Raw genomic sequence first — 21,173 nt, 5'->3', positions numbered from 1 at the left:
ATTAGCCTCGCTGCTCCTTTTCACAGAGCAGCCATCATGACCATCGTCTCGCCCCCTCCGCACCTGGCCTTCGTGCATAAACGGCTGCCCATCTGGCTGGCCAAAGCGACACCTGGCCAGCGCAACAGACTCAAGAAACTCATCCTGCGCAGCCATGCCGCCTCCCGCCGCGTCGCCGACGCGCTGGCACCGGTCCAGGATATCGAAGCCTACTGCCGCCCCTTGCTCGAACAGGCGCTGAAGCGCTGGTACCCGGATACGGCACTGCCGCGCGTCGACCAAGGGCGGGTGCGCCAGCAGCAGCGGGACATGTCCTGGCTCGAGGCGGCCATGCAGAACTTCGCCGCCAACGCCACACCCAGGCTTTTCGAGCGCCCTGGCAGTGCCCAGCCCTGCAGCCTGGACGTTCACACCTTCGTCAGCGGTGTGCGCAACCTCGACCTTGGCCGGCTCTACCGCTATCACCTGGGCGATCACATCGACACGGACCGCTTCCGCGAGCTGCTGCGCGAGCAGGACCGCGCCGCGTTCGCCGCCACACTGGCCACCGCAGCCTTGCAGGGCCATGTCGACAGCCATGGACTGGCCATGGGCGAAACCGTGGCCTCGGGCTTGGCACCCTCGGCCAGGCGCACGCTGCGCTGTCACTTCCTGAGCCTGTTCAATCTGCCGCTCAATGGCCCGCTGCTGATTCACCTGGATGAAGCGCACGGCTCAGGCAACTGCTTGCTGTACCTGCCGGGTCACCCCACCCAGCCACTGCGCCAGTACGCCAGCGAACAGGCCGCCGGCAGTGCCCTGACCCAACTGCTGTGGACGCAAGACGGGCGAACGTTCTTCACGCGGTTCGTCAACCTCGCGGACCAGCCGACCTTCGCCGCCCGACTGCGCGCGACCCTCTATCCGCGCTACCCCTACGCCACCTTGCACCCCGTACCACCGACCCTGGAAAAGGGCCAGTCCTTCAACTGGATCAAGCGCGTGTTTCCCGCTCCGACCGACATCTGGCAGGAAACCCTCGACAAGAACGCCCGCCTGCCCCTGGTCGCCACTCGCTGGAAGCAGGATGTTTTCGCCGAACGCGCCCGTACCCACGTCGAGCGCAAGCTGCAAGACGCTGCGACCCTGGCGGTGCCCGTGTCGCAGCGCGACGCCGCCGCGCAATTGGCACGCCTCGAGCACTGGCTCGGCATTGGTCTGAACCTGCTCAACGTCGCCGGCCTGTTCGTGCCCGGCCTGGGCGAGATGATGATGGTGATCGGCGGCGGGCAGCTGGTCGATGAGTTTCTCGACGGCGTGCACAGTGCCAACGAAGGCGATGGCGCCGCCGCGATCGGCGCGCTGTTCGATGTGTTCGGCAACCTGGCGCTGATGGCCGCCCTCGGGACGGCTTCGCACTTCAGCGAGACACCCGGCACCCTGGAGCAATGGCACCAGGTCGGCGAGCCGGGCAACGAGCGCTGGTGGCACGGCGAGCTTGCAGCGTTTTCACGCCCGCGCCCCTGGCCAAGCACACACAAGATCGATGCCCAGGGCCTGTTCCAGTGGCACGGGCAGAGCTGGCTCGAGCGCGACGGCCTGGCCCTGCCCTTGGAGCATGCCGCCGAGGGCACGCAACGCCTGGCGCCAGCCCGGGGCGTACGTCACCAACCCCGGCTGGTGGGCAATGGCCAAGGCACCTGGTTGCTCGAACACGATCGACCATTGGCCTGGGAGCAGACCCAACTGCTCGAGCACCTGGGCGCGGCCGCCAGCGGGCTGGACCTGCCATCGCTCGAACGCGCCCTGCGCTGCAGCGGTTACGATGCCAACGTGCTGCGCAAGGTATTGCAAGACCATCGACCACTGCCTGCGCTGCTGCTCGACTGTCTCGAACTGTCTGGCGCCACCCCGCGCACCACGCTATCCGAGCCCACTGAGGCAGCCGCCCTGGCGCGGGCATTTCCCTCGCTCAGCCCTGCGGCGCGCCTGGAAATCCTGACGCAGGCCAGGCCACCCGACATCCTGCAGTTACGGCGAACGGGTCGGTTGCCATTGCGCATGGCCGAAACGGCTCGCCTGTACATTCGCGAAAGCCGGATCAGCAAGGCCCTGGCGCGCTTCCATTCGGCGGGCGCGGGTGCGAACGACCGTGATGCGCTGGCGCTCGGCGCACTGCGGCGGCTGCCTGGCTGGTCCGGCAACGTGCGTATCGCGCTGAGGGAGGGGCGCCTCGCTGGCCACCTGCTCGGCGAAGCCGGCAACAGCGGCATGCCCGGCAAGACCCTGGTGCGCGTCGCCGACACCTACCAACCCTTCGATGAACACGGTAACTCGCTGGCCAACGCAAGCGATCTGTTCGATGCCATTTTGCAAGCACTGCCCGACAGCGAACGCAGGGCCATGAGCCTGAACATCGGCGAGGCGCCGGCACTGCGCGAGAAGCTCTTCGAGAAGGCCGCCGGCAATCGTCGCCAGGCAGCCAGAGACTTGGGCATGGCGCCGGTGCGCCCGATGTACCGACTGCCCTCCCGCCTGCCTGGCGACAGCCGCATCGGTTACCGCCTCAGCGGCAACGCCCAAGGCTGGCTTAGCGAGGACCAGATGTTCGACCAGCTGTATCCGGCCACGCCAACCGACGATCGGCAAATGCTGCGCCTGCGCCTGCGCTTCCAGGCAGGTCAGCAGCCCGGTGCCTTCCGTCGCCTGTTGACCCGTTTGTGGGAAGAGTACCTGCGCCTCGACTTTGCCCTGCAACGCTGGGTGCATGACCCGCAAGGCATCGCCGTCGGCGGCCTCGAGCTGCGCAGCGCCAACCGCGAGGCGCTGGCCCAGCGGATTCGCGCGGCCTGGCGCCGCGAGCCCGGCGAAGACCCGGCCGCCAGCATCGACCATGTGCCTCTGTTGCTCGAGGCGCACCAAGCCGACTCGCTGCCCAGGCTACCGGTCAACATGCCCTACGTGCGGCGAGTGACCATCAATGGCCTGACCGACCCGCACGCCAGCAACCTGAATGAAGTGCTCGGCGCGTTTCCAGGCGTGCGCCACCTGGACATCGCCGGCAACGCACTGAACCGTCTGCCGCCAGTGCTGGGCCAGTTGAGCGAGCTGCAGTCGCTGGACCTGGCGGAAAACAACATCGACTTGCTCGACGAGGCCAGCCTCGCGGTGTTCGACCAGCTTCCTCACCTGTTAAACCTGAACCTGACCGAGGCGCTACAGACACTACCGGTGGAGGCCCTCGATCGCCTGGCACGCTTGCCGGCGCTGCAATGGCTCCAGGCCGACCTGAACGAGCTGTCACTGACCGCAGAGCACTTCCTGGCCCTGCAACGCTGGCCTTCCCTGCGCGGCCTGAGTCTGGGCCGCAATGCGATCGTGCTGGATGAGTCGAGCCGGGCGGCCCTGGCCGGCCTGAACCGACTGGAACTGCTGATCCTGTACGAAAACCCGTTGACCTTGGCGCCGGACCTCTCTGGCTGGAACGCCCTGCAAAACCTCGATCTGCAAGACTGCGGCATCAGCCAGTGGCCCGACGGGCTGCTGGACCTGATGAATAGACAACCGCTCACCCTGCGCCAGATCGACCTGAGCGACAATGCGCTGACACAAGTACCCGAACTGCGCGATCTGGCCTACACCCAGGCGATACGCGAGCATCAGGCGCAATTCGCCTACTCGTTCGACAACAACCCACTCGACGACATTGCCCGAGCTCGCCTGAGCGAAGCCGGCCTCCAGGTGCACGACTCGGCGCGCTCATCCGGTGACTGGGCCATCGGCGATTCGCCGGAGCTGTTGGCGCAATTGGCCGGCACCGCGCAAGACCCGCAATGGCGCGCCTTGCACGATCTATTCTTGCGCCTCTCGGGCAGCGCCGACTACCAGCGAAACCCCGAGGCCATGCTGCAGCGCATGCGCCACGTGCTGCGCGTGCTGGTAGTCGGAGAGCAGGAAGAGGCCGCGTCCGGCTGGGGACGAGCGCAGCTCAAGCAACAGATCGACGACCTGCTGGAAGATGCCGGGCAACAATGCGTCGACCAGGCCAGCCTGCTGTTCCAGCAAGTCGAGACCGATGTGCAGGTCTGGCAGGCGGTAAACCACGCCAGCCCCGACATGGCCGACCAGCAGGTCGCGGCCAGCGTCGTGGGTTGCCTTTTCCGCCAACGCCTGCTCGATGCGCAAATCGGTGAACTGTACAACGCCCGTGTCAGCCGGCGCCGCGCGCTGGCCGCCGCGCGCGACGAAACCGAGCGCCAGGCGGCGCCGCCGACCGATGGCGATGACGACATCAGCGATGGAGCGCTGACAGAACCCGACTATCTGCTCGACGAGCTGGAAATGGCCCTGTACGCGCGCCTGCGCCTGCGCACGCAACTGAATCTGCCGCCGCAACCCCAGGAGATCCGTTTCGGCTACCTGGCGCGGCTGAGCGACGCCACGCTGCATCGCCTGGGTGCGCGAGTGAACGCCGGCGCCACCGCGACCAACCTGGCCGATTGGGCCGCCGGCCAATCATTCTGGCAAGCCTGGGTGCGACGGCTGACCCCTCAGCCTTTCGCCGCGCTCGCCCGCGCATGGGAGGGCGCATCGGAGTACTACGATGCGCTGTCCACCATCGGCGGCACGCTGGGGGACTATACCGGCCCACCGGTGCCTGAAGCGTTCATCCAGGCCCTGGAGAGCGAAACCCGCGATGTGCCCGGCCTGACCTGGCGTCGCAACGGCAAGCTCCAGCGTTTCGATCTCCAGGCCCCGCGCTTCGCCGCCTTGCAACCCAGCCTGCATGATCGCGTCGGCGGTATCCTGCTGCACGCCAGGCAGGCCGCCGAAACGCATCTGTCGCGCACGCAGACCGACCAGCTGATCAACGCGCACCTCCCCCCCGCTAACACTACACGTTAAACGGGATCATCCCATTTGCCATTCGGGTGGCTGGGCATAGCCCGCCACCCAACCCGCCACCTCATCCGCCGGCATCGGCCGCGCGATGCCATACCCCTGGGCCAGCTCACAACCCAGCCCCATCAGCACCCGCCCATGCTCGATGGTCTCCACGCCTTCAGCCACCACTTCCCGCCCGAACGCCCGCGCAAGGCCGATCACCGCGCCGGTCAACGCCAGATCGTCATGGTCATGGAGGATGTCGCGCACGAAGGATTTGTCGACCTTGATGGTCTGCGCCGGCAGGCGCTTGAGGTAGCTCAACGAGGAGTAGCCGGTCCCGAAGTCGTCCAACGAGAAGCGCACACCGAGTGCGCGGCAGGCATCCAGGCACTGCCCGACACGTGCCAGGTTGTCGATGGCGACCGACTCGACGATCTCCAGGTCCAGCCGGGCCGGCTCGACCCCGGGGTATTGCCCGAGCAACCGCGCCAGTCGCTCGGCGAAGTCGCCCCGTTGCAGCTGGCGCGCGGCGATGTTCACGCTCAGCGACCAGTCCCGCCCCGACAGCTGCCATTGCCACAGCTGGTCCAAGGCCTGGTCGATGACCCATTCGCCAAGCTCGACGATCAGGTCGGTCTGCTCGACCAGTGGCAGGAACTCTCCGGGCGGTACCGGCCCTTTCGACGGGTGCATCCAGCGCAGCAGCGCCTCGAAACCGATCACCTGGCCACTGCGCATGTTCACCTTGGGCTGGTAGTGCAGGCACAGCTCGTCATGGCGTAGCGCCTGGCGCACCCGGGCCACGGTCTGGTGCGTGGCCTTGAGCTCGAGCTCCTGGGACACGTCGAACAAGTGATAGCGGTTGCGCCCGCGCTGCTTGGCCACGTACATCGCCTGGTCGGCGTGGCGCACCAGGGTATCGGCATCCTCGTCGTCCTGCGGGAACAGGGTCACGCCAATGCTGGCGCTGAGCGCCAAGGCATGCTCGCGGATCAGATAAGGGGCCGCAAGGCCCCGCAGGATGCGCATCAGCGCCGCGTGCAACTGCTGCGGGCCCTCGATATGGCGCAGGATCAGCACGAACTCGTCGCCCGACAACCGCGCCACCGTGTCGCCACCACGCAGGATGCCCTGCAGGCGCTGGGCGACCTCCACCAGCAGCAGGTCGCCGGTGGCATGGCCATAGCCGTCGTTGACCGCCTTGAAACCATCCAGGTCGAGCATGCACACCGCCAGCGGGATGCGCTCGCGCCGGGAGAACGCCAAGGCCTGGTTGAGCAGGTCGCTGAGGTAGGCGCGGTTGGGCAGGCCGGTCAGCACGTCGTGCCCCACGCGCCACTGCAAGGTATGCAGCAACTGGCGCTTCTCGGTGACGTCGAAGCGGATCGACACGTACTTGCGCACCTTGCCGGTGTGCGGGTCGATCAGCGGCACCATGGTGCTGTCCACCCAGTACAGCGAGCCGTCCTTGGCACGGTTGCAGATCTCGCCCTTCCACACCTGGCCCGCGGCCAGGGCGTGCCACATCTCGAGGAAGAAGGCCGGCTCGTGCAGTCCGGAATTGAGAATACGGTGGTTGGCCCCGAGCAGTTCCTCGCGGCTGTAGCCGGAGATGCTGCAGAACTGCTGGTTGACGTAGGTGATACGACCGCGCAGATCGGTTTCGGAAAAGATCGCGGCCGCATCCACGGCCGCGCGGTAGTTGTCGTCCATAGCCCTCGCAACCTAGCGGTCGAAACGCTCCACCAGGGCGCGCAAGCCGGCGCACACCTGCTCAAGTTCAGCGCCACGCACGGCGGCGGCATTGGCGCGGCGAGCGCTCTGCTGGACCGTGCCGGCCACGCCGTTGATCTGCCGCGAGACATCCTCGGCCACGCAGGATTGCTCCTGCGAGGCCGCCGCCATCTGCTGGCTCATGTCGCTGATGCGTTGCACCGCGTGGCGAATGCCCAGCAGGGCTTCCTGGGTCAAGGCGACCTGATTCACCCCCTCCCGCGCGCCCTCGAGCCCCCGGCTGGCGATGCTTACCGCCTGTTCGGCGCCGCCGCGCAAGCCATCGATGATCGACTGGATGTGCAGGGTGGACTGGCGAGTCTTGTCGGCCAGGGCGCGTACCTCGTCGGCGACCACGGCGAAGCCGCGACCCTGCTCGCCGGCGCGGGCCGCCTCGATGGCGGCATTGAGCGCCAGCAGGTTGGTCTGCTCGGCGATGGCGCGGATCATGCCGGCCGCCTCGGCGATGGCACCGGTCTGACCGGCCAGGTCGTTGACCGCCTGGTTGATCTGCCCGACCGTGCCGGCCAGGTTGTGGATCGCCGCCCCCGTGGCGTCGGCCACCTGGCTGCCCTGCCCAGCCAGCAGGTGGGCGGTGTGCGCCTGTTCGGCGGTCAGCTGCACGTGGCCGGAGACCTCGCCGATGGAGGCGGCCATCTCGGTCATGGCGGTGGCGGTCAGATCGGTCTCGGCACGCTGTTCGAGCAGCGCCGACTCGGTGCCGCGCGACAGCCGCCCGGCATCCTGGGCGGCATCGGCCATCTGCGTGGCGAGGTCGCTGAGGCGGGTGAGCGCGGTCTTCAGGCGTGCCTCTTCGCTGATCAGGATCAGCTCCAGCTGCCCGGCGGCACCCGGCAGGTCACTGTAGGTGAGTGCCGCGACCGGGTCGCTGAAGGTGTTGTCGGCCACCTGGACGATCCGCCGCAGGTAACGCCCCATGCGGCTTTGCGCCCACAGGCCGACGCCGCCGAACAGCACCAGGGTCAAGGCCTGCGCCGGCAGGCCCGGCCACAGCCCGTTGACCCCAGCGGCCAGGCCGCCGGCCAGCAACGGCAGGGTCATGGCCCGGGCCAGCAAGGCCAGGCGCCGAGAGGCGGTCAGTGCCGAGCGGCCTTCGCGCAACCGTGCATACAACGCCTCGGCGCGGGCCACCTGCTCGCGGGTCGGGCGTACGCGCACCGACTCGTAGCCGATCACCTGGCCGTTCTCGAGCATGGGCGTGACGTAGGCATTGACCCAGTAGAAATTGCCGTTGCGGCAACGGTTCTTGACGATGCCCATCCAGCTGCGACCGGTCTTGAGGTACTGCCACATCAGCTCGAACACCGCTTCAGGCATGTCCGGATGACGCACCAGGTTATGCGGGCTGCCGACCAGCTCTTGCTGGCTGTAGCCGCTGATGGCGGCGAACTCGGCGTTGCAGTAGGTGATGAGGCTGGCCGTGTCGGTCGCCGAAATGAGCCGCTGGTGCTCGGGGAAGCTTTGCTCGACCGGATTGACCGGCAGGTTCAGACGCACGATGAGACTCCATTCCTACCCGGGCCGACGAGCGGCCTGGCAAGGGCCAGGGGCGTCGGAACCGTTCGTCCAGGATCAGCTCCAATGCCCGACAACGCTTGCACGCGGGCCGGCGAATGGCCGGATCGCCCTGGACGATGACTTGAATGGCTGATCAATCAAAGCGCCGGATTCTACGAACTCCATCACATTTTGCAAATAAATGTGATGGATCATGGCGTTGCGCCATGTCGAAAGATATCGTTAAGTGCTTGATTCTAAATGGGAATTGAGCGATGACGAGAACAGGTCTAGGCCCAGCCCTGCGCCGCTACCGCAAACTGGCCGGCCTCACCCAGGCGCAACTGGGCGAGCGAACCGGCTTCGACCCCAAGACCATCAGCCGCTTCGAAACCGGCACTTATACCCCCAGTGTCGAGACCCTGGTCACGTTCGCCAGAACACTGGGGGTCAAGCCCAAGGTCTTCTTCGCCGAGCCCGACGATGAAGAAGAACAGCGCGCCTACCTTTTCGGTGTCATCCACAACGCCCCGCCCAAGGACTTGGTCAAGCTGATCGCTGCCGTCGATCAGGTGCTCGCCAAGCCCTGAAATCCCCCGCGCACCACGCTAGAGCAGCTTCGCTGCGATTGCACCACAACTGGTCAGACCGGTCAGGCCAAAAAGCCTTGCAATGTGGGAAATTTCGGAGTTCCATGGTCCGGCAGTGAACAAACCGGTAAGACCACAATAATTAAGTCCTGCACTCTTTCGCTCCGTGTGGCTGGGGGGCAAGGACACCGACCCGAGATCCCTCCCATGCTCAAATGGTGTTCGCGTTCGATCTTCCTCCAGGTTGTGCTCGGCCTTGCCCTCGGCATCGTCTGCGGCTTGAGCTTCCCCGACCTGTCCCTGCAACTCAAACCCCTGGGTGACGGCTTCATCAAGCTGATCAAGATGCTCATCGGCCTGATCGTGTTCTGCGTGGTGGTCAGCGGCATCTCCGGCGCGGGCGACCTGAAGAAGGTCGGACGCATCGGCCTGAAGTCGGTGATCTACTTCGAAGTGCTGACCACCCTGGCCCTGGTGATCGGCCTGGTGTTCGCCTTCTCCACCGGCATCGGCAGCGGCGCCAACATCCACCTCGACCAGCTGTCCAGCGCCGACGCCGGCGCCCTGGCCGAACGTGGCCAGCACATTCATGGCACCACGACCTTCCTGATGGACCTGATTCCCACCTCGGTGGTCGGCGCCTTCGCCGACAACAACATTCTCCAGGTCCTGCTGTTCTCGGTGCTGTTCGGCAGCGCGCTGAACCTGGTCGGCGAATCGGCCTCGGGCATCTCGCGCCTGATCAACGAACTGAGCCACGTGATCTTCCGCATCATGGGCATGATCGTGCGCCTGGCGCCGATCGGCGTGTTCGGCGCCATCGCCTTCACCACCAGCAAGTACGGCCTGAGCTCGCTGCAGCACCTGGGCGGGCTGGTCGCCCTGTTCTACCTGACCTGTGCCGGCTTCGTGCTGATCGTGCTGGGCACGGTGATGCGCCTGTCCGGCCTGCGCCTGCTGCCCCTGATCAAGTACCTGCGCGAAGAGCTGTCCATCGTTCTGGGCACCGCGTCCTCCGACGCCGTGCTGCCGCAGGTGATGCGCAAGCTCGAGCACCTCGGCATCGGCAGCTCCACCGTCGGCCTGGTGATCCCCACCGGCTATTCGTTCAACCTCGATGGCTTCTCCATCTACCTGACCCTGGCCATCGTGTTCATCGCCAACGCCACCGGCACGCCATTGGCCATGACCGACCTGCTGACCATTCTCCTGGTGTCGCTGGTGACCTCCAAGGGTGCCCACGGCATCCCAGGCTCGGCGCTGGTGATCCTGGCCGCTACACTCACCGCGGTCCCGGCCATCCCGGTGGTGGGCCTGGTGCTGGTGCTGGCGGTGGACTGGTTCATGGGCATCGGCCGAGCGCTGACCAACCTGATCGGCAACTGCGTCGCCACCGTGGCCATCGCCCACTGGGAAAAGGACATCGACCTGGAGCGCGCGCACAACGTGCTGGCCAACAAACCCGGCTTCACCCCGATACCCCGCAAGCAGGGCCAACCCCATCAACAGGAATTCTAAGCCTCAGGCGGCCGGCGCCCAGCGCCGGCCGGTCAACGGCACGGATGCAGCGTCAACCAAGGAGCGAACCGTGATCAGCTCTTCTACCGTAGTCGATTCAGTGGTGGAAAAACTCCGCCAGGCCCTGGCCCGTGGCCAGTGGCGCAGCGGCGACATGCTGCCCGGCCAGCGCGAGCTGGCCGAGCAGCTTGGCATCAGCCGGCCCAGTTTGCGCGAAGCGGTGACCGTGCTGGAAACCCTTGGCCTGGTGCGCTCGATGCCCGGCAAGGGCGTGCTGGTGCTCGACAGCGACGCCGGCCAAGCCCAGGAACAGACGCAGGAAGCCATCGCCCAGGCCAGCCTGGCCGATGTGCTCGAGCTGCGCTACACCCTCGAACCCTTCATCGCCGGCCTGGTGGCGCAATCGGCCGGCAGCCAGGACATCGGCCAGTTGCGCCTGACCCTGATGGACATGCGCGAGGCCCTGGAGGCCGGCGATAGCGAGGCGGGCTTCGATGCCTACATCGCCTTCCACGAAGCGCTGTTCGCGCTGACCACCAACCCGATCTTCCAGAGCGTGGTGCAGCAGACCGGCAACGCCCTCAAGCAGAGCGCCGAGATGCTGCGCAACTCCCCCGAGCACCTGGCCGCGCGACTGAGCGAAAACGAAGCAGTGGTCCGCGCCATTCGCGAACGCAACAGCGCCCATGCCAGCCTGCAGATGCGCCGACACATCCTCGCCGAAGGCCAGCGCATGGGCATCGCCCTGAACATTCCCGACCAGGTCCCTGAATAAAGAAGGAGAGCGACCATGACCGCCTGCGCCCCAGCCGCCCCCCGCCTGCCTGCCCTGCTCGGCGCTGGCGAAACCCGCCTGTCGGCGGAGCAGATCTACCCCCGGCTGTTCGATGCCATCCTCGAGCAGCGCCTGCCACCCGGCAGCGCCCTGCCCGAACAGGCGCTGGGCAACGTCTTCGGCGTGAGCCGCACGGTGATCCGTCGGGTGCTCGGGCGCCTGTCCGACCAGCAGGTGGTGGTGCAACGCCCCAGCCACACCGCGCACCTGGCCGCCCCCGACCCACGACAGGCGCGCCAGGTGCTCAGCGCCCGGCGCCTGGCCGAGACCACGCTGATCAGCCTGGCCACCCAACGCGCGCGCCCGGCGCAGATCCGCCAATTGCGCCAGCTGGTCGAGCGCGAGCGCCAGCATCATGAGCGTGGCGAACGCTGCACGGCGATCCGCCTGGGCGGCGAGTTCCACATGAAACTGGCGCAGATGGCGGCCAATGCGCCTTTGGCACGCTTTCTCGACGGCCTGGTGCCGATGACCTCGCTGATCATCGCCCGCTACGAGTCGCCCTGCTGCGAACACTGCGCCTGGCAGGAACACGCGGCGATCATCGATGCGGTGGAGCGCGGCGACGGCAGCGAGGCCTTGGCGCTGATGCACGAGCATCTGGACCGCCTCGAAGCCAAGCTCGACCTCGATCGGCCCTGCTGAGTCAATCGAACGTCAGCGCATCGACGCCTGGCAGAATCCGCACTTCATCACCCAGCGACCACTCCGCCGCCCGCGCCGCCAGGGCGGCGGGCACGCCAGGCGAACCGCCCGGCCCCGGCGGCACGTCGTAGGTGGCGTGGGCATCGTGGGGCAGCAGTACCTCGAAGCCTCGTTGCAGGGCGGCGCGGGCGGTGGCGGCCAGGCACATCTCCGAGAGCAGGCCGCACAGGGCCAGGCGCCGCACGCCCAAAACCTGCAGTAACGCTTGCAGCCCAGTCTCGACGAAACCGTCGTCCTCGGTCTTGAACAACACGTGCTCGCCAGGCGCCGCCGGGAAGTACAGCGGCCAGCCCGCCGAGTGTGGAGCGTCGGGGCTGCCGGGCGCGCCGTCGTTCTGCAGGAAGATCACCGGCACCCCGGCCTGCCGGGCCCGTGCCAGCAAACGGGCGATGCTCACTTGCAGCGCAAGGTGCCCCGGCACGGCCTCGGCGCCCTCCATGAATGCACATTGCACATCCACCAACAGCAAGGCGTCGGCCTGAGGGACGGGGTCGAGGGTCATCGCGTGCTCCAGCGTGCGCAGTGAACGGAACGCCGAGCATAGCGCAGGTATCGGGCGTGTCTTACCATGCCCGACGATTCATCACACAGCCTTGGAGGCAAACATGAAGCACAGTATCGCGCCGGTGGGCGCGGAGCACTTCGACCGGCTCGCCGATCTTTGGGAAGCCTCGGTGCGGGCGACCCACGACTTTCTTCCCGAGGGCTACATCGAGCGTCTGCGCCCCCTGGTGCGCGAGCAGTACCTGGGTTTCGTCCAGCTGCGCGCCTGGCGTGACAGCGATGGCCGGATCCAAGGGTTTGCCGGGGTGCATGACGGCAAGCTGGAAATGCTGTTCGTCGACCCGGCCTGCCGTGGCCAGGGTATCGGCAAGGCGCTGCTGGCCCAGGTGGTCGAGGAACTGGGCGTGGGCGAGGTCGACGTCAACGAGCAGAACCCGCAGGCGGTGGGGTTCTACCTGAAGCACGGGTTCGTCCAGGTCGGGCGGTCCGAGGTGGATGGACAGGGAGATCCGTATCCATTGCTGCACCTGAAGCGGGAGCACTGAACAATGTCATTCAAACCTGCAAAGGGGGCCGCTGCGCGGCCCATCGCAGGCAAGCCCGCTCCCACAGCGACTTCGAGCACGGTCGCTGTGGAAGCGGGCTTGCCTGCGAAAAGGCAGTGAAGACGAACCTATACTCCAATAGACATTCCGGCCTCTTTCAAGGGGGCACTTCGCGTGAAATCCCTTTTTGTGATTTTCCCGCTCTGCCTGCTGCTGGCCCTCGCCGGCTGCGCCGGCAAACGCCCCCCGCCCCCAGCGCAAAACCTCCCGCCCGCCGTCTGGCAACGCATCGACCAGGAGATTCTCGACGCCTCCGTGGCCGCCGCAGGTTCGGCCAACGACTATGCCCGCCGCTCCATGCGCGTGTGGAAGGAGCAGGTGCAGCAGCGCACCGAGAACAATTTCATCCCCTGGTTCACCGGCTACTGGACCCAGCAATGGCTCACGCTCAAGGTGGCCTGGTACAAGATGAACAGCGGCAACGGCAGCGAGACCCCGGAAAAGCGCCTGGGCCTGTACCTGCAAGAGCAGTACCACGAACGGGTCATCGAGCCGGTGGCCGAGCAGATCGACCCCGAGGGCATCCGCGACCGTGCCAGCGAGCTGTACCTGCAACTGCTCGCCCAGCAACTGCCGGCGATCATCCAGCGCTACAACGCCCCGCCCGAGCAGTTCAGCCAGCGCCTGAACCGCATCCCGGTCATCGCCCTGGGACCACCGGATGCACGCAACGCCTCGCTCTACCTGCTGCTGCGGGCCAAGTCGCTCGATCAGCAGCCGGCCTGGCAGTCGCTGCGCGAGCACCTGCACCAGCAAGCCAAGGCCCCCGGCCAGACCGAGGCAGGGCTATCGTCGGTGGCCACCCAGGCCAGCGAGAAGCTCGGTGCCAGCCTGGCACCGCGCGGCGCGGCCAGCGCCATCGCCGCGGCGGTGGGCAAGGCAGCCGGGGCGATGATCTCGGTGGCGGTGACCGGCTACGGCATGATCACCCACGACCGTGAACAGCCGCAGATGGTCGAGCAGCTGCGGGTGATCCTCAATGTCGCGCTGAACCAGGAATGGCAGGAACTGATGGAGAACCGCCAGAGCGGGGCCATGTCCGGGGTGTACTACCTGTCGGGGCAGGTGGAGGACAGTTTGCTGGGCTATCGGGCGCCGTGATCTGCAGGCAACGCGCTCCTACAAAAGAACTCAGGCTGGCGCCAGCGCCGAGGCCGGCAAGCCGAAAATCCGGTCGAACGCCCAGTTGTAAATGAACGTGTAGCACGGCACCAGGAGGATGAACGCCAGGTCCACCACGAACGCCTCCAGCAGGGTCATGTCCAGCCACCAGGCAATCAGCGGGATCAGGTACACCACCAGGGTCAGCTGGAAACCGATGGCGTGCGCCACCCGCCGTCCGACACTGCGCCCGCGCCTGGCCTGGCGGCTCTCCCACCACTCGAACAGGCTGTTGTAGATGAAGTTCCAGGCCATGGCGATGGTGGTGATCATCACCGCCAGGGGGCCAGTATGCGAAGCCTGGGTGTCGGACAGATAGGCCAGGCCCAGCGTCGACATGCACAGGCCGATCAGTTCATAGAAGGTCACGTAGACCAGTTTGCGTTTGAGTCCTTGCACCGGCTTTACCTTGTTGCGGGTTTCACGAAGGCGGCAAGAATGCATCAACGCTATTGACAGAAAAAGTCGGCAGCTTTCAGATTTACTGAAAGGAGACTGCCATGAACTTTTCCAGCGACACCATCCTGCTGTTCCTCGCCGTGCTTGACCGTGGCTCGTTCTCTGCGGCCGCCCGGGCGCTGGGACGAGTGCCTTCGGCGGTCAGCATGGCCATCGGCAACCTCGAAGCCGAGCTGGGCTATGCGCTATTCGAACGGGGGGCGCGCGAGGCGCGACCTACCGCCCAGGCCCAAGCCCTGGAGCCCCATGCGCGACTGATCGCCGAGCAACTGGGATTGCTGGAAGTGCATGCGCTGGAGCTGTCGAGCGGCCTGGAAAGCAGCCTGGCCATCGCCGTGGTCCCCGATATCGACCAGCGTCCGTTGCTCGAGGCTATCGCCCGCCTGGGCGAGCGCTACCCCCTGCTCGATATCGAATTGCTCGCCGCCCCGCAGGAGGACGCCCTGCAGCTGCTCGACAGCGGCCGAGTCGGCCTGTGCCTGGCCTTCGCCGGCCTGCAGGTGGATCCACGCCGCAGCTTCCAGCAGATCGCCATGGAGTCGCTGGTGGCCACGCTGTCGCCGCATCACCCGGCCTTGCGCGCGGGGCGCATCCGTCATCTCGAAGACCTGGTCAACCTGCGCCAGATCCTGGTGCGCAGCCGCGACCTGCCGCTGTCCGATCCGCGCTCGCTGATCGGCACCTCGCACTGGCGCACCGACAGCCTCGACCTGGCCGTGCAAATGGTCGAGGCCGGCCTGGGCTGGGGCGACCTGCCGCTGTCGCGGGTCGCGCCCTTGATCGCCAGCGGTCGCCTGGTACGCCTCGAGTTCCTGAACACTCGCAACGAACTGCAACTGCCGGTGAACGCCTTCTGGCTCAAGCAACAGCCCCTCGGGCAGGCAGCAAGATCACTGGTAAGCCTGCTTGCACCCAAATAGCTGGCAACAAATTCAGGGCAAATCTGCCAGGCGCTGCGACATTTAGTCTTTCAACATTTTTCAGATCTGGCCGATAGCGTTGCAACAGGCTCCGCCCTTCGTGCCACAAGCACGCGGCGCCCTTCCTTCACTGGCTCAAGGTCTCGAAACATGAACCTGAAATTCCGCCACAAGATCCTGCTCAGTGCCTGCGCCGTCGTGGTCCTGGCCTTTGCGCTGTTCACCCTCTACAACGACTACCTGCAGCGCAACACCATCCGCCAGAGCATCGAGGCGTCGGTGCGCCAGGCCGGCGCGCAGACCGCCAGCAGCGTGCAGAACTGGATGAGCGGGCGCATCCTGGTGCTGGAAAACCTGGCCCAGGACATCGCCCAGCAAGGCGCCGGCGACAACGTGCCGGGCCTGGTCGACCAGCCGTCGTACACCAGCAACTTCCAGTTCACCTACTTCGGCCAGAACACCGGCCTGTTCACCCAGCGCCCCGACGCCAAGATGCCCGACGGCTACGACCCACGCCAGCGCCCCTGGTACACCCAGGCCGTGACCGCCAACCAGACCATGCTCACCCCGCCCTACATGGCCGCGGTCGGCGGCCTGGTGGTGACCATCGCCATGCCGGTCAAGGCCAAGGGCAGCGGCGAGCTGCTCGGCGTGGTCGGCGGCGACCTGAGCCTGAACACCCTGGTGGACATCATCAACGCCGTGGACTTCGGCGGCATCGGCCACGCCTTCCTGGTCGATCGCAGCGGCATGGTCATCGTCAGCCCGGACAAGGACCGGGTGATGAAGAACCTCAAGGACATCTACCCAGGCTCGCCGCTGCGGGTCGAACCCGGCATCCAGGAAGTCAGCCTCGACGGCAAGGACCGCATCATCTCCTTCGCCCCGGTGGAAGGCCTGCCGTCGGCGCAGTGGTACATCGGCCTGTCCATCGACAAGGACAAAGCCTACGCACCACTCAGCCAGTTCCGTACCTCGGCGATCATCGCCATGCTCATCGCCGTGGCCGTCATCGCCGGCCTGCTGGGCCTGCTGATCCCGGTACTGATGCGCCCGTTGACCACCATGGGCCGCGCCATGCAAGACATCGCCGAAGGCGAAGGCGACCTGACCCGCCGCCTGACCGTGGAGCAGAAGGACGAATTCGGCGAGCTGGCCACCTCGTTCAACCGCTTCGTCGAGCGTATCCACGCCTCGATCAGCGAAGTGTCCTCGGCCACCCGCCTGGTGCATGACCTGTCGGAGAAAGTGGTGGTTGCCTCCAACGCCTCGCTCACCGGCTCCGAAGAGCAGAGCATGCGCACCAACAGCGTCGCCGCGGCGATCAACGAGCTGGGCGCCGCCACCCAGGAAATCGCGCGCAACGCCGCCGACGCCTCGCAGCACGCCAGCGGCGCCAGCGAGCAGGCCAACGGTGGCCGCCAGGTGGTGGAAGAAGCCATCAGCGCCATGACCGCGTTGTCCGAGCGCATCAGCGAATCCTGCGAGCAGATCGAGACCCTCAACGCCAGCACCGACGAGATCGGCAAGATCCTCGACGTGATCAAGGGCATCTCCCAGCAGACCAACCTGCTGGCGCTCAACGCCGCCATCGAAGCCGCCCGTGCCGGTGAAGCCGGCCGTGGCTTCGCCGTGGTCGCCGACGAAGTACGCAACCTGGCCCACCGTACCCAAGAGTCGGCCGAAGAGATCCACCGCATGATCACCAGCCTGCAGGTGGGCTCGCGCGAGGCGGTGCACACCATGAACACCAGCCAGGTGTCGAGCGAGGAGACCGTGCAGGTGGCCAACCAGGCCGGCGAGCGCCTGGCCAGCGTCACCCAGCGCATCGGCGAGATCGACGGCATGAACCAGTCGGTGGCCACCGCCACCGAGGAGCAGACCGCCGTGGTCGAGAGCCTGAACCTGGACATCACCCAGATCAACGCGCTGAATCAGCAAGGGGTGGAGAACCTCAACGACACCCTGCGCCACTGCGACGCCCTGAGCCAGCAGGCCGGGCGCCTGAAGCAACTGGTGGGCAGCTTCCGCATCTGACCTGCCCCCGCTCCCACAGGCTTTTGTGGGAGCGGGCTTGCCCCGCGATAGCGGCCCTCAGGCCGCAACCACCTTGCCTCCCCGCCCGCGCCTCAACCACCCCACCAGCACCGCCGCCATCAGCACCAGCCCCAGGTAGCCGAACAACGGATACACCAGCCCCACCAGGCTGATGAACCCCACCAGGCTGCAAATGAACCCCACCCCGCCGGCCACCACCGCGCCCCAGCGGAACCTGGCCGTGCCCGCCGGCAGCAACCGCGACAGGAACGAGAACAGCGTGCCCACCGCCGTGTTGACGATCATCCCGAAGATGATCAGGCACATCACCAGCCCCAGCAGCGGCGACACCTCGCTGGCGATCGACAGCATCGGCATCGGCAAGGCCGCGACAGTGTCCAGGCGCGCGAGCAGGCCCGCGCTCATCACCAGCATCAGCCCACCCAGGGCCGCGCCACCGAGCAAGCCGCCGACCACCGCGACCCTTCCATTGCGCGCCGAGCCGCCGAGGATCGCCAGGATCGGCGCACCGGCCACGATGTTGTAGGACACATACAAGAACGCCCCGAGCAACCAGTGGTGAGTACCGGCCTCCTGCTGGCTGGCCACCTGGTCGAGCGCCGCGAAACTCAGGCTGCGGGTACACACCGCATACAGGGCGATGGCCGAGGCCACCAGGATCAGCAGCGGGGTGATCGCGCCGATGGCCACCATCACCTTCTGCACATCCAGGCAAACGATCGCCACCACCAGCACGGTGACCAGCACGCTACCGGTCAACGCCGGGATACCGAACTGCTGTTCGAGCAGCGCGCCGCCACCGGCGAGCATGACCACCATCACGCCGAACATGAAGAAGGTGATGAGCCAATCGACCAGCACGCCCAGGTGCCGACCGCAAATGGCCTGGATCACCTCTTTGTGCGAAGTGGCCTTGAGGCGATTTCCCAGCCCCGCCAGGGCCATGCCGAGAAAGGTGAACAGCGCGGCGCTGACCAGCGCGCCGACCAGCCCCCACACGCCGAAATCGACGAAGAACAACAGCAGTTCCCGCCCGGACGCGAAGCCCGCCCCCACGATCACGCCGACGAAAGCGCCGGCGATCTTCAGTTGCTCTTGCATGTGCACCTCTGGTTTTTATTGTTGTGTCGGGTCGTTGCAAGTCGTCGTGGGAGCGGGCTTGCCCCGCGATAACGCCATCGCGGGGCAAGCCCGCTCCCACGACACCGATCTCAGTCGTCCTGACCGAGGTAGGCTTGCACCTCGATCTCTACATCCACGCCCAGCGCCAGGGCCGAAGCCACCGTCGAGCGCACCGGCAGCGCCGCGCCGAAGAACTCCTTGTACACCTCGTTGAAACCGGCGAAATGATCCATGGCCGACAGCCACACGGTGCACTTCACCACCTGGTCGAAGCGCGCGCCGCACGCCTCCAGGCTCTCGGCGATGCGCTCGCAGGCCGCCCGGGTCTGTGCCTGGATATCGCCGCGTACCACCTCACCAGCCGGGCTCATCGGCACCTGGCCGGAAAGGAACAGGAAGCCACCAGCCTTCACCGCACGGGAAAACGGGAATGGCAGGCTGCTGGGGAAACGCTGGATGTCATTGCTCATGGGAAAGCTCCACATTGGATTGATTGAAACGTGCCGGGGACAGCCGTGCCGGCTCGACCCCTTGGTGGATAAGGCTGGAACACAACGGCTGGCCCAGCAACAGGTCGGCCGCCAGGCGCGAGGCCCCAGCGGCGGACTGGATTCCGTAGCCACCCTGGGCGGCCAGCCAGAAGAACGCGGGTGAAACCGGATCGAAGCCGATCACCAGGTCGCCATCGGCGACGAACGAGCGCAGCCCCGCCCAGCTGTGGCTGGGGCGGCGGATCTCGAGGGTGGTCATGGCCTCGATGTTGTAGATCCCCAGGGCCAGGTCCAGTTCGTCCGGCGCGGCGTCCTGGGGCTCGACCGGGTCGGCATTGGCCGGCGAGCCGAGCAACTGCCCGGCGTCGGGCTTGAAGTAGAAGCTCTCGTCGACGCCGATCACCGCCGGCCAGCCGGCGAAGTCGTGTTGCGCAGGGCCGGGGAAAGTGAACGCGCTACGTCGGCAGGGTTGCAGACCGACCGTGTCGACCCCGCACTGCGCGGCCACCCGGTCGGCCCAGGCGCCGGCGGCATTGACCAGCTGCCGCGCGCGCAGGCGGCTGCCGTCGGCCAACTCGATATGCCACAGGTCATCCAGATAGTGCGCCTTCACCAGCTCGGCATTGCAGCGCAGCTCGCCACCGGCCTGGCGAAAGCCGCGCAGGAAGCCTTGGTGCAGGGCATGCACGTCCAGGTCCATCGCCCCGGTCTCGTGCACGGCACCGGCCAGCAGCTCGCCACGCAGGCTCGGCACCAGCGCGAGCGCCGCCGCGCTGTCAAGCAGGCTGACGGCAGTGCCGTTGGCCAGGTTCTGGGCGTAGGTGGTTTCCAGCAGGTGACGCTGTTCATGGCTGGCGACATACAGGCAGCCACGGGGTTCGAGCAATGGGTGTTCGGCAAAGCCCGCTGGCGGTTGTTCGTAGAACGCCCGGCTGGCACGGGTCAGGGCCTGGATCTGCGGCGTGCCGTAGGCCTCCATGAACATCGCCGCCGAACGCCCGGTCGAGTGGTAGCCCGGCTGCGCCTCGCGCTCGAGCATCAGCACCTGGCGCTGGCCGGCCAGGCGATAGCCCAGGGAGGCGCCGGCGATGCCGGCACCGATGATCAGAATGTCGTGAACCTGTCCCATGCACGCTCCTGCGCCGATAATTATCATTTGTGAGAATTCTAATATATGAGAATTTCGGATTGCGCAAGCCGACAAGGTAAGATGCCCGACCAAAGACCCGCCTGAGAGCCCCGATGTCCGACGCGCCTACCGCCCGCCCCTCACTCGACCGCAGCGAAGTCGGCGCGCGCCTGCGCCAGGTGCGCAAGGCCCGGCACATGACGCTCAAGCAATTGTCGGCACTCAGCGGCGTGCCGGTGTCCACCCTGTCGAAGATGGAGCTGGCGCAGGTCTCGGTGAGCTACGAGAAACTGGCCGCCGCCGCCCGCGCCCTGAACCTGGACATCGCCCAGCTGTTTCGCGCCAGCGGTGCGGCCAGCACACCGCAACCGGCCACCGTGGTGGTCGATTCACTGACCGAGGTGGCGGGCTATTCCACCGGCACCTACGACTACTACCCGATCGCCGGCGCCTTCCCCGAACGGCGCATGACCCCGGCCTATGCCCGCATCATTGCCCGCGAACGCGGCCAGTTCGACGACTTCATCCGCCACCCCGGCCAGGAGTTCGCCATGGTCATCAGCGGGCGCGTGCGCATCGAATTCGAGACAGGCGAGTCGGTCAGCATCGGACCGCAGGAGACGGCCTATTTCGACAGCCAGGTGGGGCATATCTACCTGTCGGAAAGCGAGGATGGCGGCGATGCGCAGGTGATGGTGGTGATGACCGATCGCTGAAAGGCCTGGGGTTACCCATCCCCTGCAGGAGATCACACAGCCTTCCGGGCTGCGCTGTCGCGCAGGGAACAAGGTTCCAGCGTGGGAGCGGGCTTGCCCCGCGATCACCGGCGAAGCCGGTGCCAAACGCCGCATCGCGGGGCAAGCCCGCTCCCACGCTGCCCCAGTCAAATCAAAGAATTATGTTTTGTTCCATGAGAGCG

Annotated in this window: 17 protein-coding genes and 2 pseudogenes; 11 read left to right on the top strand and 8 right to left on the bottom strand. The window is 66.4% G+C overall.

Annotated elements, in window-relative coordinates; translation table 11 throughout:
• The first annotated feature begins 36 nt into the window (after positions 1-36).
• Positions 37-4,884, top strand: coding sequence for a dermonecrotic toxin domain-containing protein (locus ACYUME_RS09065; RefSeq protein WP_460418629.1), 4,848 nt, complete (start codon positions 37-39; stop codon positions 4,882-4,884).
• Between the two features lie 6 nt (positions 4,885-4,890).
• On the opposite strand, the gene ACYUME_RS09060 is transcribed toward ACYUME_RS09065, so the two are convergent.
• The 3 genes and pseudogenes from ACYUME_RS09060 to ACYUME_RS09050 all read right to left on the bottom strand — a co-directional run.
• Complete coding sequence (locus ACYUME_RS09060) at positions 4,891-6,579, bottom strand: putative bifunctional diguanylate cyclase/phosphodiesterase (RefSeq protein ID WP_460418628.1); 1,689 nt, start codon at positions 6,577-6,579, stop codon at positions 4,891-4,893.
• A gap of 12 nt (positions 6,580-6,591) precedes the next feature.
• Positions 6,592-7,701 carry a methyl-accepting chemotaxis protein gene (locus ACYUME_RS09055; protein ID WP_460419320.1) on the bottom strand — a complete coding sequence of 370 codons (1,110 nt, stop codon included), beginning with the start codon at positions 7,699-7,701 and terminating at the stop codon, positions 6,592-6,594.
• 174 nt (positions 7,702-7,875) lie between these two features.
• A pseudogene (locus ACYUME_RS09050) lies at positions 7,876-8,157 on the bottom strand (PAS domain-containing protein); the annotation flags it as partial.
• 275 nt (positions 8,158-8,432) lie between these two features.
• Here ACYUME_RS09050 and ACYUME_RS09045 point away from each other — a divergent pair.
• The 4 genes from ACYUME_RS09045 (at position 8,433) to ACYUME_RS09030 (ending at position 11,745) form a co-directional block, all read left to right on the top strand.
• A complete protein-coding gene (locus ACYUME_RS09045; RefSeq protein WP_279884319.1) occupies positions 8,433-8,747 on the top strand; it encodes a helix-turn-helix domain-containing protein in 315 nt (104 codons plus the stop codon).
• A gap of 207 nt (positions 8,748-8,954) precedes the next feature.
• Complete coding sequence (locus tag ACYUME_RS09040; protein ID WP_460418627.1) at positions 8,955-10,265, top strand: C4-dicarboxylate transporter DctA; 1,311 nt, start codon at positions 8,955-8,957, stop codon at positions 10,263-10,265.
• Positions 10,266-10,335: 70 nt separating this feature from the next.
• The gene (locus tag ACYUME_RS09035; protein ID WP_279884323.1) at positions 10,336-11,040 is read left to right on the top strand and encodes a FadR/GntR family transcriptional regulator; all 705 of its coding nucleotides are present in this window, start codon (positions 10,336-10,338) and stop codon (positions 11,038-11,040) included.
• Positions 11,041-11,055: 15 nt separating this feature from the next.
• Positions 11,056-11,745, top strand: coding sequence for a GntR family transcriptional regulator (locus ACYUME_RS09030; RefSeq protein ID WP_460418626.1), 690 nt, complete (start codon positions 11,056-11,058; stop codon positions 11,743-11,745).
• Position 11,746: 1 nt separating this feature from the next.
• On the opposite strand, the gene ACYUME_RS09025 is transcribed toward ACYUME_RS09030, so the two are convergent.
• Positions 11,747-12,307 carry an isochorismatase family protein gene (locus ACYUME_RS09025; protein ID WP_460418625.1) on the bottom strand — a complete coding sequence of 187 codons (561 nt, stop codon included), beginning with the start codon at positions 12,305-12,307 and terminating at the stop codon, positions 11,747-11,749.
• Between the two features lie 103 nt (positions 12,308-12,410).
• Here ACYUME_RS09025 and ACYUME_RS09020 point away from each other — a divergent pair, with 103 nt between their 5' ends.
• A complete protein-coding gene (locus tag ACYUME_RS09020) occupies positions 12,411-12,854 on the top strand; it encodes a GNAT family N-acetyltransferase (protein WP_460418624.1) in 444 nt (147 codons plus the stop codon).
• Between the two features lie 174 nt (positions 12,855-13,028).
• Positions 13,029-14,015, top strand: a complete 987-nt coding sequence (locus tag ACYUME_RS09015; protein ID WP_460418623.1) for a hypothetical protein — start codon at positions 13,029-13,031, stop codon at positions 14,013-14,015.
• A 30-nt stretch (positions 14,016-14,045) separates the two neighbouring features.
• Here ACYUME_RS09015 and ACYUME_RS09010 read toward each other — a convergent pair whose 3' ends face one another.
• A complete protein-coding gene (locus ACYUME_RS09010) occupies positions 14,046-14,474 on the bottom strand; it encodes a PACE efflux transporter (protein WP_460418622.1) in 429 nt (142 codons plus the stop codon).
• Between the two features lie 101 nt (positions 14,475-14,575).
• Between ACYUME_RS09010 and ACYUME_RS09005 the strand changes: the two genes are divergently transcribed.
• The 3 genes and pseudogenes from ACYUME_RS09005 (at position 14,576) to ACYUME_RS08995 (ending at position 17,491) form a co-directional block, all read left to right on the top strand.
• The gene (locus ACYUME_RS09005; protein ID WP_460418621.1) at positions 14,576-15,454 is read left to right on the top strand and encodes a LysR family transcriptional regulator; all 879 of its coding nucleotides are present in this window, start codon (positions 14,576-14,578) and stop codon (positions 15,452-15,454) included.
• A 150-nt stretch (positions 15,455-15,604) separates the two neighbouring features.
• Positions 15,605-16,588, top strand: a pseudogene (locus tag ACYUME_RS09000) (cache domain-containing protein); the annotation flags it as partial.
• Positions 16,589-16,750: 162 nt separating this feature from the next.
• Entirely contained in the window at positions 16,751-17,491 is a 741-nt protein-coding gene (locus ACYUME_RS08995) for a methyl-accepting chemotaxis protein (RefSeq protein WP_460419319.1), read from the top strand.
• Between the two features lie 57 nt (positions 17,492-17,548).
• Here ACYUME_RS08995 and ACYUME_RS08990 read toward each other — a convergent pair whose 3' ends face one another.
• From ACYUME_RS08990 to ACYUME_RS08980, 3 genes are all read right to left on the bottom strand, one after another.
• Positions 17,549-18,613 (bottom strand): YkvI family membrane protein, encoded by a 1,065-nt coding sequence (locus ACYUME_RS08990; protein WP_460418620.1) that lies wholly within the window; start codon positions 18,611-18,613, stop codon positions 17,549-17,551.
• Between the two features lie 110 nt (positions 18,614-18,723).
• The gene (locus ACYUME_RS08985; protein WP_460418619.1) at positions 18,724-19,104 is read right to left on the bottom strand and encodes a RidA family protein; all 381 of its coding nucleotides are present in this window, start codon (positions 19,102-19,104) and stop codon (positions 18,724-18,726) included.
• Positions 19,094-20,254, bottom strand: coding sequence for an NAD(P)/FAD-dependent oxidoreductase (locus ACYUME_RS08980; RefSeq protein ID WP_460418618.1), 1,161 nt, complete (start codon positions 20,252-20,254; stop codon positions 19,094-19,096). The genes ACYUME_RS08985 and ACYUME_RS08980 overlap by 11 nt, the downstream gene beginning before the upstream one ends.
• Before the next feature lie 113 nt (positions 20,255-20,367).
• Between ACYUME_RS08980 and ACYUME_RS08975 the strand changes: the two genes are divergently transcribed.
• Positions 20,368-20,970 (top strand): helix-turn-helix domain-containing protein, encoded by a 603-nt coding sequence (locus ACYUME_RS08975; RefSeq protein ID WP_460418617.1) that lies wholly within the window; start codon positions 20,368-20,370, stop codon positions 20,968-20,970.
• Positions 20,971-21,173: the final 203 nt, after the last annotated feature.

The sequence above is a fragment of the Pseudomonas sp. microsymbiont 2 genome, assembly GCF_054788395.1.
The sequence above is the reverse complement of the archived record's forward strand: the minus strand, read 5'-3'. Positions and strand labels throughout refer to the sequence as shown.